Source organism: Filomicrobium insigne (assembly GCF_900104305.1).
Classification (GTDB): domain Bacteria; phylum Pseudomonadota; class Alphaproteobacteria; order Rhizobiales; family Hyphomicrobiaceae; genus Filomicrobium; species Filomicrobium insigne.
Genome location: NZ_FNJC01000004.1, coordinates 155,290 through 166,063, shown reverse-complemented (window position 1 = coordinate 166,063; position 10,774 = coordinate 155,290). Strand labels below are relative to the sequence as shown.

The following is a 10,774-nucleotide window of genomic DNA, read 5'->3' as shown; positions in this document are numbered from 1 at the left end:
AGGATCTAGTGTCCTCGTTCGCTGCATCAGGGATGGCTCAGCTCGGCTGAGGCCAACAACGCTCGGTCGGACCAAGCGTCCACCGGGATTTTCTTGTTTCCAGCTTTGGGAGGAATTCCAGCTATGGCCAAAATCGACAAGGTTCTGGTTGGCGAGTCGCTCGTCGGTGACGGTAACGAAGTCGCGCACATCGATCTACTCATCGGTCCTCGCGGCTCAGCTGCCGAAGCGGCTTTCTGCAACAGCCTCACGAACAACAAGGACGGCTTCACGTCGCTGCTCGCAGTGATCGCGCCGAACCTGCCCTGCAAGCCCAACACCGTTATGTTCAACAAGGTCACCATCAAGGACGCCCGTCAGGCCGTTCAGATGTTCGGCCCTGCTCAGCACGGCGTTGCTAAGGCTGTTCAGGACTGCGTTGCCGAAGGCACGATCCCCGCTGACCAAGCCGACGATCTCTACATCTGCGTTGGCGTGTTCATTCACTGGGAAGCTGCCGACGACGCCAAGATCCAGGATTACAACTATCGCGCCACGAAGGAAGCGATCGAGCGCGCCGTTGCCGGCAAGCCGACCGCTGCTGAAGTCACGGCTCAGCGTGACAGCGCAGTACACCCCTTCGGCGCCAATTGAAGCGGAAACCATCCTGGGCAGGACGATAAAGCCCCTCCCATGAAGGGGGGTCTGCTTCAGCGATTGGGCAAGCTGCTTTCAGGCCGTTGGAACGGCTGAGAAGAGATTGCTGGCAGGTGGGAATGCCCACGAGGCATTTCCACGTCCTACACTAAAATGATGCCTTAGCCGGCGGCTCCTACCCCCAAATGGAGTCGCCGGTTATTTCATTTCTGAAGGCTCGGAAGTTTTCAGAATGCGCTCAAGGTCACTGCGGCTGATCACACCGTCATGCAGCGCAGATGCGACCAACGCCCCGCTGGCAAGCCCTTCAAGATCGTAAAGGTCTTGGGCATGACGAACCCCGCCTGCGGCATAAACTCTCCGGCTCCCCGCAATTGTTTTGATCTGACGAAGCCGGGCAACATCCGGCCCTAACCCGCTTCCAACCCGCGCTAACGTCATCACAATGACGTCATCCGGCCAAAGCCATGAATCTTGAAAAATCTCTGAGGGTCCCAATGGCGTATCGCCCCGCCAGTCCAACGACAGGACAAACCCATCTCGCGGCAATTGCGAACGTATCCGCTCCAGCGCCGAGACATTTGCCAACGTTTCAGAACCGATGACAGGCCAGATACCCCGGTCGGCGCTATAAGTCTCCAAGGCTTCTACCGTTGCCGAGCCGTCATCGACAAACAACGTGATATCCGGCAAGGCCTCCCGCAGCGCAAACACGGTATCCATATTTCGCCCACGCCCTTCGATCCCGTCGAGATCCGCGATATACAGCCAGCGTAATTCGCTCGTGAGCCCCAGCAGGCCGCGCGCCAAGTCGAGGGGCTCGCTCGTCCGCGCGAGCGGCGTTTCAATTGGTTGATATCTGCTGCGGTCCCCACCAGCCGCACGTACGACACACCCATTGCGAATGTCGATCACCGGAATAACGCGCATCGCGTTCCTTTCTCATGCGCTGCTAGATTGGGCGCTCCAATCTACCGAAGGAGAAACGAATGACCATCGTTGCGGGGCTCGATGTTGGTGGCGCCCACCTCAAGGTAAGCCTCGTCGAGGACGCGACGCCCATCGCCGCACGGCAATACCTGTGCCCTTTATGGCAGGGCCTTGACCATCTCGATACTGCCCTTCGCGAAGCTGAAGAACTGACAGGCCGCGCCGACGCTTTCGCAATCACCATGACAGGCGAACTCTCCGATCTTTTCGAAACCCGCGAGCAAGGCGTTCAAACCCTGGTGGATCGCCTGACAGAAAAGTTTGGCACCGCAGCACGTTTCTGGGGAGGCCAAAAGTTCTTTGACACAGCGAACGATGCAAAGACCAATTTCTTCGACGTCGCATCCACCAACTTCCTCGCGACAGCAACACTCGCAGGTCAACGTCTTGCGGCGACGGGGCAGTCCGCAAACGCCCTCCTGATCGATATGGGCTCGACGACGACCGATCTCATTCCAATCGTCGCTGGCGCACCAACCCCACGCGGTCTGACCGACCCGGATCGCTTAACGTCGGGCGAACTCGTCTACACTGGCCTGACGCGCACCTCAGTCATGGCTGTTTGCACGCGTGCACCATTTGCCGGGCGATGGCAGTCTCTCGCACGCGAATACCTCGCCACGATGGCTGATGTCCGCCGCGTATTGGGGTGCCTGCCAGACGGCCTCGACGTTCACGCCACAGCCGACGGACGTGGAAAGTCGCAAGCCGAAAGCGTGGCCCGCTTCGCTCGCATGTTCTGTCGCGAGCCCGCCGACGCCGACTTGGCGACGTGGCAACAGGCGGCCCAGCATGTGGTCGAGTTGCAGCTCCGATCAATTCAAGAGGGGTGCGCGCAGGTTCTCTCCGGAGTGCCTCGCGCCGACATCATCGTAGCAACGGGATTAGACACTTCGGTAGCCACCGAGATATCCCGCAGGCTTCAACGTCCCTGCCAAACATTTTCGCAGTTAGTCGGAACACCAGCCAACTTACAAGCTGCCGTTGATTGCAACGCACCAGCCGTCGCCGTTGCTTTGCTACGGGGGGAGTAAGTGCTTACGACGCTCGCCCGCCGCGGCCGCGGACCTATACGCGTTACCACACAGGGAAAGGTGGATGAGCCATCTCTCCTAGGGAGGCGAGCGGAACCTTCACAACACTCTCAACCGTCATCCCGGTGCTTGCCACCGGGATCCAATCCTGAGCAATGACCGGGTATGCCGCGCAGCATCGGCGATTGGAGAAACCCAAACAAAAAACACCCCGTCTTACCGGGGCTTGTCCCCGGTATCCAAGGCTCCACGATTCCGTCGAACAGCAGTGAGAGAACGCCCTTGCAACGCGCGAGACGTCATCCCGAACTCGGGCGAGGCCAGTTGGAGCAGAGCATGTTTAAGGGTCCGCAGAGCGAGCTACTCGCCTCCAAGCAAGCCCTCACGCCGCGCCGCGTTCCGCACGCCAAGCATCGACCTTCTCCATCAGCCACCCCCAGGCTTCCTCTTCACGTGGGCCAGCGGTCTTGGAAATGGCGATCTGGAGATAAGCGAGCTCGTTTTCAATCTTATCTGCGGGCAACATCTTGAGCCGGGAGACAAGAACTGCGCATTCAATCACGGCCGCCTGGGCTCGGTTGAACCCTCCCCAGGGACCATGCTGTGCGCGATCAAGCACGTTGCAGTAAAACCGTGGACGCAACGCGTCTTCCTCGACCCTGTCGACCTTCAATTCCCAGTGTGACAGTGCCGCGCGCAGCACCGCGCCATCCACTTTGTCCGCACGCCGCACTTGCCAGTTACGTCGTCCAGTCAAACATCCCGCGAAGATGCGCACGTCATCAACGTGATTGACGACGGCAACGGGGTTCTCTCGAAGATTGTCTAGTGTCCGTGACGGGGCAAAGGGAGCGATGATCCACTGCTCGCCATCCGCAATCACTCCAAGCGGCGCAATGTGGATGTCACCGGCCAGGCTCCGCGTCGTCACGATCGCCTCTACGATCAGCGGCATCGAGCGTCTCCTCCGAATTATTGCCAGCTTCGGAAACCGGCTTCTGCTTCTTAGACGCCAAGGTTGCACCCTCCGGCGCGTGGTGTGTCAAGTCTTCTGCTTTAGCATCCGCCGCCACACCCCAGCGCAGGGGTTGATCTTGCACATAGCGCTTACCGAGTTGCCATGCGATTTCCGCCTTCGCCAGCTCATAGCCGAGATAAAACGCATGGGCCCCGTCATCTTTGACATTGAGCTTGGGGAACAACTCAAAGGGATCGATAGCAACATGATGTCCGTCACGATTGAAGATGTGGACCCCATCGGCACTGGCTTCGATCCGGAAATTGCGGTCACGAAGGCTCTTCGCAAGCTCCTCAATCTCACCCGGGGTATAGGGAAATGGCCGCAACTCGTGCAACGATAGCAATCCGGCGTCATACCCCTTCGGAAGGCTCTGATCCTTATGCGCCCGGTACATCAACCGTCGTGATGCATCATGCTCTTGCACCGTACGCCGCGTATGCGGTGAAACCTGCACGACAAGCACATTCGTGATCGCCAACTCCGAGCAAATCCCAACGAGAAGCGCCGTCAGTCCCTGGCTATCAACGTCCGTCAATTCCGTTAGATTGCCGGTTCCCATAAGCATCGGCGCATCAGGCCGCTGCCGACGCAGCTCCGCGTAGCGTTCGAGTGAAGTCGTGAACCCGAAGTTTATCGGGTCGAGGATGGGGTCAGCCATGTAGGTAAGCCCCATCTCCTCGGCCTTATCGATCGCCCGAATGAGAGAAGGCAGATCACCGTGCGGCTTCGGAACAAGCACCGGAACAGCAGACGTCCCGGCAATCACGTCCAACGTAGTTTCATCGAGGCTGAGCACAAAATCCGCCCCGGCTTGCGCGCCCCGGCGGAGTTCGTCGAAATCACCAGAATCGACACTGACCTTGAAGCCCTCTGAAGCCAATGCACGAACCGTATCTTCCAGATGCGGAAAAGGCGTGTCGGGCTGACAACCAATATCTATGATATCGGCACCCGCCGCAGCGTGAACGCGCGCCCGCGCCACAATCTGATCGACGGTAAGCATCGGCGCTTCGATAATCTCGGCAAAAATCTTGAGATCGTGCTGGCTGAGATCTGGAGGCTTACCACCCCTCCCGAAGAAGGCGGGCAGATCAATCACTTCATCGGGGCCGCGTTGAAAGGGAATGCCGTAGTGCGCCGAAAGGCTCTCAAGGTCCATGCGTGAGCGTCCAGGCACAATAACCCGGTCTGCCGCCAGCGGCTCCTTCAGACGGTTCTTGATAATCTTTTCCGTCATCAGGGCCGCAACCTTGATGCCGATATTGATCACCCGCCAATGGCCGTCCGCATGCGCAAGCGCCAGATCGTCAACGGTTTCCCGAAGCCGATCTTCAGCGAGATGCCCGGTTAGGAAGACAAGCTTTTCAGACATATTAGCCGCTCGTCGACAGCCTGTTCGAGTTCAGCCAAACTTTCGACGACGACAGTGTCATCAAAGGTCTTCAGCTTAGCGGTATTTTCCAGATCAATGCGCCGCGGATAGACCTTCACCATCCCTTTCGGAGCTTCCGTGTCGAGTTCCGGCGCGGTGTCACAGGCAAAGACAATCGCCGGAACACGGCACTTGCCTGCCTGAGCGAAAACATTCGTCGCCAGGTTATCAGAGATGCCATAGACGCACTTGGCCACAGTGTTGGACGTCGCAGGCGCCACGATCAGCGTGTGGTAGACACCGTAATAGAAATTACCCACGGGAGCAGCACTCGCCGTCCGATCTTTGAATATCCGTGTGCCTTCGGGCAAATTCAGTTGCTGCTTGTACATGCTGAGCACTTCTTCCGCAGCCTGCGACAGGAAAACGTCAAGGTTCGGGAGACGTGTCATAATATCGAGACTTTCCTTGAAGAAATGTCCCGACCCCGTGAGGGCCCATGCGAAACGCGGTGTCTTGATTTCTGTTCGTGTCATGAAAAGCCCCCTAACACGGCGCCGGCGGCACGTCGACTTGCATGCTCACACCCAGAATTTCGCAAAGACGCGTCTCCTCGTCGGCAGCGATCACTTCAAAATCGAGACCTGCATTCTCTATAATCCGCGCAGCGATAGGATCGATAATCCTCTCCTCGGCAAGAGCATGAACTGAGGACAGCTCCCCACCCGAGCGAGACTTAAGGAAAATGACCTTCAAGCGGCCAAGACGCTCAGCCAGCCGTGCCGCGATGGCATCCGACGTCGTATCCCAGGTTGCCGGTAGCGCAGCATCGTTTTCGCAGTCATTCAGCGGCAGCCACACAAGCTTTTCACCACTGGGCACTTTGTCTGCGATCTCTGCGAGGTTCTCGCTCGTATCCAATGCTGGCGCCAACGCCGCAAACATCAAACCCGTTTGATGCATGCCGAGGATCGCCATCTGATGCGCCACGAGGTCATCAAAACCAAACATCGTTTGCGCCTGCCTCACGGCGTCAGCAAAGACGCCGCCGCCAGGAACCACGGCAACACCTCTCGGGGAGCGCGCCACAATAGCCAGAACGCGCTCCAAGACGTCAGCTGACCGCGCCAGACTGCCACCGATTTTGACGACGATAGGTTCTTGGCTCACCCGCGAACTACTCTAACAGGATGATCCCCGCGGACGTACGATTTCAACGCCGACGGCTGCCGGACCACGCTCCAACTTCTCGATGCGCACGCGCACGGACACAATACGGCGATCCTCAAGAATACGCGCCGCTATACGTTCAGCGATAGTCTCAACGAGATTAATGTGGCCTTCTGCCATAACGGATTTAACAGCGTTGGTTAAATCATCATACGAAGGCACTTCCGCGATTTCGTCGGTTCGTGAGCCAACGTCCGGAGATACCGCCGCAACAATCGAAAACCCGACCTTCTGCGTGATACCTTTTTCCTCGGCATAGACGCCAAGCTCACAATCCAGCACAAGATCTCGCACGAATATGCGGTCGCACTGAACGGGATCCGTTTCACTCATCTGCATAATCGTAGCCGCCCCGGTCGTCTTGTTCATGAGGCGCGTTCCTCGCGTGCCAGTTCTTCAGCCTTACTCATCATAAGATCAGTCTCGATTTTTTCCGCTTTAGCAATGGCATCACGTATTTCCGCCACTGCCCGCAAGTCCAATGAGCCCGTGCGCGCATTCTCGCGACACAAAGCCCCACGAAAACCAATGAGATCCGGAGCCAGCCGGACTAAAGCCGGGATATGCCGCGTACGAAGGCTCCCTGCAAGTCCACAAAACATCTCATGTGCGCGCGCAATCTCAACAAAATGCTCCAATTGATCGACGGCGAGAACATCAGGCAGCGCCCCATCAGACTTATTTGCGGTATCAAGAACGACGCCTGCGAAACCGGCCGCAGCCATCTCTGCCACAAGCTCAAAATCCGGAGAGGCATCCGCAAATAGAACGCCTACGATCTGAGCTTTGCCGGTTTCGCCCCGCAGCCCTCCAAGCGCACGCACGACCTCTGCTGCATCCCCACCGGGCAGAAACCCAGTCTTCACGTAGTCCACGCCAGTCGCTGCAGCCTGCAACGTGGCCTCGACGATTGGACCAACTTCGCAAGGGTGGTCTCCGATAGTGGCGCTAACCGGCACCCGGCCACCAACGGTCTCAACAATTGCGCGCGCGGCTTCAGGTGTCACCGCCCCGAGAGCACCCCGTGACGGGTCCTTGCAGTCGATAACGTCGACACCACCCTCCAGGCAGAGGGTCGCTTCGCGTGCGTCAACAACACTTGCAAGCATCGAGACGCGGCCGCAGTCAGCCGCCCGCCTCGGAGGAATTATTTGCATTTAGGCATCCTGGAACACGCGCACGCGCTCAGCCAGTATGGAATCTCGATCACGGCGCTCGGACACTGTCAAATTAACAGGGATATCCTGCACCACGGTCGCCGGGCGGCCGTCAACCCGGATTAAGCGCGTACCCAACATCACCGCTTCAAAGCGATCATGGGTCACGAACAGAACCGTGGTCGGCCGCCGCGACCATAGCTCGATCAGAAGCTGGCGCAAGGCTTCTGCCGTGGGATCGTCAAGCGAAACGAACGGTTCGTCCATCAAGAGCAGATCGGGCTCCAGCACAAACGCCCGCGCCAAAGCAGCGCGTCGCTGCATCCCTACTGAAAGCCGCTCGGGGTAAGCTGTGGCCGCATCGCTCAATCCGACCCTGTCGATAAGCTCAGTCACCCGCTGGTCATGGCTCTCACCGTCTGGAAGAACAAGGCGGATATTTTCCTCCACGGTGCGCCACGGCAGAAGGCGCGGCGTTTGGAACATATAAGACAGCCGCAGGTCACCTTCTTGGGTATTCACCGAACCCGTGAAGTCCTTATCCAAGCCCGCGATAATATTGAGCAACGTGGACTTGCCACACCCTGATGGCCCTGTAATCGAGACAAAAGACCCACGTGCGATGCTCAACTTGATATTACGCAGAACGGGTAACCGTGCGCGTTGTCCGACCGCGGGAAAATCCTTCTCGACAATGTTGACTTCTAGCGGACGATCTACCGGCGCCATTGATTGACCCTCGCCTCGATCGGCTGCAGCACCCCAATTTCAATAATCTGCACGACAATAATGAACGCTATCGCGTAGGCGAGGATCATCGACACATCAAACAGCTGGAAAGCAATATTGAGCTGATGACCAACACCGTTCGGGCGTCCGAGAAGTTCAACGACAAGCACGATCTTCCACACGAGCGCTAGGCCGCCTCGTGCTGCGGCAGCAAAAAACGGCGCGAGCTGCGGCAATGTCACGTGACGCAGCGTCTTCCACCAGCCGAAACGATAAATCTCTGCCATCTCTTCAAGATCTCGCGACAGGGAGCGCGCTCCCTCCCGCACCGTTACGGCGACGTTCGGAATCTTGTTGATCGTAACGGCAAGAATGGCCGCAACCTCCGTCAGTCCAAACCAGACGTAACAAAGGATGATGGTCACCAACGCCGGCAGGTTTAGGAAAAAGATCAACCACGTATCGAAAAACCTATCGGCACGTTTTGTCCGCCCAAGCGCGATGCCAATCGAACATCCGATAAACATGGCAAGCACGAACGATACGGCGACGCGCGCCAGCGTTACACCGACGTGGTAGGCCAGCTCTCCGCTGGCCAGTTCCCGCACAAGCGTATGCGCGACATCTAGCGGGCCTGGAAAGACTCGACTGTTCGCGAAAGCGGCCGCCACAAACCAGACCGCCAACAGAACCAAGAACGAGCCAAGCGACCACCCAAAGCGCCCAGACAACACCGAACCGACGATACCGCGGCCCACACGTCCAGCTTTTGTAGTTCCAGCGTCAAGCACCATAGAACAGCTTCGCGTCGAATTTCGTATCGCTTCCTACAAGCGTACCTTCACCGTATTCAAGAAGCAATTTCAGCAGCTTATCAGCAGATCTCGTTGCTTCTGAAGACCATGGCTGCGGGATGCCGTCTCGATAAGATTTGCGCAAAGCTTCAAACTCACCCTGGCTTGAAATACGCATCAAAGGCTTAAGCGGCTCCCAATCCTCATCGGAGGTCGCAAGAATGCGATTTCCTTCCTCGACGACCTTGAGGAAGGCTGCGAGTTCAGCATCCTTTCCAGCAGTCGTCTCCTCGCTCCATACGAAACCGACAAGTGGTGGCGGCGGATCAATACCGAGCCCGCGCAGGATGTCTGCCATCGTGATGAGTTCTTTATACCCCTCACCTTCGAGACGTGCCGAGAACGTCCAGAAGTTTAAGGCCGCGTCGACCCGGCCCTGACGCATTTGTTCAGTAATCAGAGGGGGGGCTCCAAAGACCGGCTCTGCAAACTGCGCAATATCTTCGCCCAACGTTTTGTGAGAATAAGCACGCAACAAAATCCAGCTCTTGTCGATCGCCGTGCCAGCAACACCCAACCGCTTGCCCTTGAGATCCGCAATCGACTTGATGCCGCTATCGGCACCTACCATTACGGCCCCCAACGCCGAGGAGTAGGGCGCAAATTTGAGCGGCGCGCCCCCAGAGCGCTGCCGCATCGCCCATGGCCAATCACTGACGACGACGTCCGTTTCACCCGAGAGCAAGGCAATGCGAGCGGCACCAGTCCCCGCAAGGTCCAGCACCGACATTTCTAGGCCATTCGCTTTGTCGAGACCACGGCGCTTGATTGTCTCCAACAGCCAGCTCAGCGAACCAAATTTCAGGGATCCAATTTTCAATCGACCGGATGCCGCAGCCGGAAGCGCAGGCACACCGACAACGGTCACCGCCGCGGCCCCTATCATCAGCTGTCTTCGATCAATCATTTCTGCGGCTCCTGATCTGACAGTCGATTTTTCACCAGCCACCGGACAGCGCGGAGCCAGCCCTTGTCGTCATTTTCGTGAATACTGACCGCCATCGAGTTCCGCAAAGTCCCGTCGTCGACATTGCGGACGAAAATGCTCACATTCAGCAACACAGCGGTCGCCTCGTGCACCACACCCAGCACCGACAATTCTGCACCAGCCTTCTTTGCAACCTCGACTTCGCAGCCATCGCATCTATTGAAAGGTGTCTGTTCCTCGATATCGCTATTCACAGAGCTAAGGTCCAGAGGTTCATACTTACCCGTTTCCTTCAGCAAACGCTTGAGTTCGTCCGTAATGAGCTCAAGCCGTGCCCGCTCCGCCTCGTTGGGTACCGGGGGCAAGCCAACGCCGCCCATCTGTTGTTCGATGACCATTTCAAAGGGGAAGATCGCGGTTTTGGTCGCGCCGGATGCAAAACTTGCCTGCGCAAACCCAATGAGCATTAGATAAATTGCAACCGTACGCAGGATCATTTCCTTACCCCTCGGGACGCATCGTTCACTGACTATTCTTTACCAAGCGCCTCTGGTAAATAAACTGCACAATGTTTGCTCGCAGATCTGGGTACGCATGCACACCCCACCCGCCTACCACAACCCTCACATATGCGTGAACGCTGTATTTTCGTCGCCTTGCCTTAGATGGAAGCGTAACTATGTTACGAAAAGCCGTATCCTCGATAGGCTAAGCTTATCGAGCCGCTAAAGAAAAATACGATTGGCTGGAGAGGTGCAAGAACGAGCTCAAGCAGCTACGCTCTTCCGGCATGCGTTGCGAACACCCTAAAATGATCGCGACA

Annotated in this window: 13 protein-coding genes; 2 read left to right on the top strand and 11 right to left on the bottom strand. The window is 57.4% G+C overall.

Annotated features, from left to right (window positions below):
- Positions 1-123 precede the first annotated feature (123 nt).
- Complete coding sequence (gene fae / locus BLS30_RS14440) at positions 124-633, top strand: formaldehyde-activating enzyme (protein WP_046476441.1); 510 nt, start codon at positions 124-126, stop codon at positions 631-633.
- Positions 634-834: 201 nt separating this feature from the next.
- Here fae and BLS30_RS14435 read toward each other — a convergent pair whose 3' ends face one another.
- Positions 835-1,566, bottom strand: coding sequence for a HisA/HisF-related TIM barrel protein (locus BLS30_RS14435; RefSeq protein ID WP_090229841.1), 732 nt, complete (start codon positions 1,564-1,566; stop codon positions 835-837).
- A gap of 59 nt (positions 1,567-1,625) precedes the next feature.
- Between BLS30_RS14435 and BLS30_RS14430 the strand changes: the two genes are divergently transcribed.
- On the top strand, positions 1,626-2,660 hold the full coding sequence (locus BLS30_RS14430) for a hydantoinase/oxoprolinase family protein (RefSeq protein ID WP_046476437.1): 1,035 nt from the start codon (positions 1,626-1,628) through the stop codon (positions 2,658-2,660).
- Between the two features lie 382 nt (positions 2,661-3,042).
- On the opposite strand, the gene BLS30_RS14425 is transcribed toward BLS30_RS14430, so the two are convergent.
- Genes BLS30_RS14425 through BLS30_RS14380 form a run of 10 tightly spaced genes read right to left on the bottom strand, consistent with a single transcriptional unit; the run spans position 3,043 to position 10,448 of the window.
- Positions 3,043-3,615, bottom strand: a complete 573-nt coding sequence (locus tag BLS30_RS14425) for a DUF447 domain-containing protein (RefSeq protein ID WP_046476435.1) — start codon at positions 3,613-3,615, stop codon at positions 3,043-3,045.
- Positions 3,566-5,053: a DUF6513 domain-containing protein gene (locus tag BLS30_RS14420; RefSeq protein ID WP_210184046.1), complete on the bottom strand. Its 1,488-nt coding sequence runs from the start codon at positions 5,051-5,053 to the stop codon at positions 3,566-3,568. The genes BLS30_RS14425 and BLS30_RS14420 overlap by 50 nt, the downstream gene beginning before the upstream one ends.
- On the bottom strand, positions 5,029-5,589 hold the full coding sequence (locus BLS30_RS14415) for a flavoprotein (RefSeq protein ID WP_046476430.1): 561 nt from the start codon (positions 5,587-5,589) through the stop codon (positions 5,029-5,031). Before BLS30_RS14415 ends, BLS30_RS14420 begins: the two co-directional genes overlap by 25 nt.
- 10 nt (positions 5,590-5,599) lie before the next feature.
- The gene (locus tag BLS30_RS14410; protein WP_090229839.1) at positions 5,600-6,223 is read right to left on the bottom strand and encodes an amino acid kinase family protein; all 624 of its coding nucleotides are present in this window, start codon (positions 6,221-6,223) and stop codon (positions 5,600-5,602) included.
- Between the two features lie 12 nt (positions 6,224-6,235).
- The gene (locus BLS30_RS14405; protein ID WP_052743637.1) at positions 6,236-6,652 is read right to left on the bottom strand and encodes a dihydroneopterin aldolase; all 417 of its coding nucleotides are present in this window, start codon (positions 6,650-6,652) and stop codon (positions 6,236-6,238) included.
- Entirely contained in the window at positions 6,649-7,440 is a 792-nt protein-coding gene (locus tag BLS30_RS14400; RefSeq protein ID WP_210184045.1) for a (5-formylfuran-3-yl)methyl phosphate synthase, read from the bottom strand. Before BLS30_RS14400 ends, BLS30_RS14405 begins: the two co-directional genes overlap by 4 nt.
- The gene (locus BLS30_RS14395) at positions 7,441-8,169 is read right to left on the bottom strand and encodes an ABC transporter ATP-binding protein (RefSeq protein ID WP_090229836.1); all 729 of its coding nucleotides are present in this window, start codon (positions 8,167-8,169) and stop codon (positions 7,441-7,443) included.
- Complete coding sequence (locus BLS30_RS14390; RefSeq protein ID WP_082100990.1) at positions 8,157-8,963, bottom strand: ABC transporter permease; 807 nt, start codon at positions 8,961-8,963, stop codon at positions 8,157-8,159. Before BLS30_RS14390 ends, BLS30_RS14395 begins: the two co-directional genes overlap by 13 nt.
- Entirely contained in the window at positions 8,953-9,930 is a 978-nt protein-coding gene (locus BLS30_RS14385; protein ID WP_090229833.1) for an ABC transporter substrate-binding protein, read from the bottom strand. Before BLS30_RS14385 ends, BLS30_RS14390 begins: the two co-directional genes overlap by 11 nt.
- Positions 9,927-10,448 (bottom strand): DUF3280 domain-containing protein, encoded by a 522-nt coding sequence (locus tag BLS30_RS14380; RefSeq protein WP_046476423.1) that lies wholly within the window; start codon positions 10,446-10,448, stop codon positions 9,927-9,929. Before BLS30_RS14380 ends, BLS30_RS14385 begins: the two co-directional genes overlap by 4 nt.
- Between the last annotated feature and the right edge of the window lie 326 nt (positions 10,449-10,774).

Coding starts and splice junctions, on each gene's coding strand:
- fae (WP_046476441.1), top strand. CDS start 124: ATGGCCAAAATCGACAAGGTTCTGGTTGGCGAGTCGCTCGTCGGTGAC.
- BLS30_RS14435 (WP_090229841.1), bottom strand. CDS start 1,566: ATGCGCGTTATTCCGGTGATCGACATTCGCAATGGGTGTGTCGTACGT.
- BLS30_RS14430 (WP_046476437.1), top strand. CDS start 1,626: ATGACCATCGTTGCGGGGCTCGATGTTGGTGGCGCCCACCTCAAGGTA.
- BLS30_RS14425 (WP_046476435.1), bottom strand. CDS start 3,615: ATGCCGCTGATCGTAGAGGCGATCGTGACGACGCGGAGCCTGGCCGGT.
- BLS30_RS14420 (WP_210184046.1), bottom strand. CDS start 5,053: ATGTCTGAAAAGCTTGTCTTCCTAACCGGGCATCTCGCTGAAGATCGG.
- BLS30_RS14415 (WP_046476430.1), bottom strand. CDS start 5,589: ATGACACGAACAGAAATCAAGACACCGCGTTTCGCATGGGCCCTCACG.
- BLS30_RS14405 (WP_052743637.1), bottom strand. CDS start 6,652: ATGAACAAGACGACCGGGGCGGCTACGATTATGCAGATGAGTGAAACG.
- BLS30_RS14400 (WP_210184045.1), bottom strand. CDS start 7,440: ATGCAAATAATTCCTCCGAGGCGGGCGGCTGACTGCGGCCGCGTCTCG.
- BLS30_RS14395 (WP_090229836.1), bottom strand. CDS start 8,169: ATGGCGCCGGTAGATCGTCCGCTAGAAGTCAACATTGTCGAGAAGGAT.
- BLS30_RS14390 (WP_082100990.1), bottom strand. CDS start 8,963: ATGGTGCTTGACGCTGGAACTACAAAAGCTGGACGTGTGGGCCGCGGT.
- BLS30_RS14385 (WP_090229833.1), bottom strand. CDS start 9,930: ATGATTGATCGAAGACAGCTGATGATAGGGGCCGCGGCGGTGACCGTT.
- BLS30_RS14380 (WP_046476423.1), bottom strand. CDS start 10,448: ATGATCCTGCGTACGGTTGCAATTTATCTAATGCTCATTGGGTTTGCG.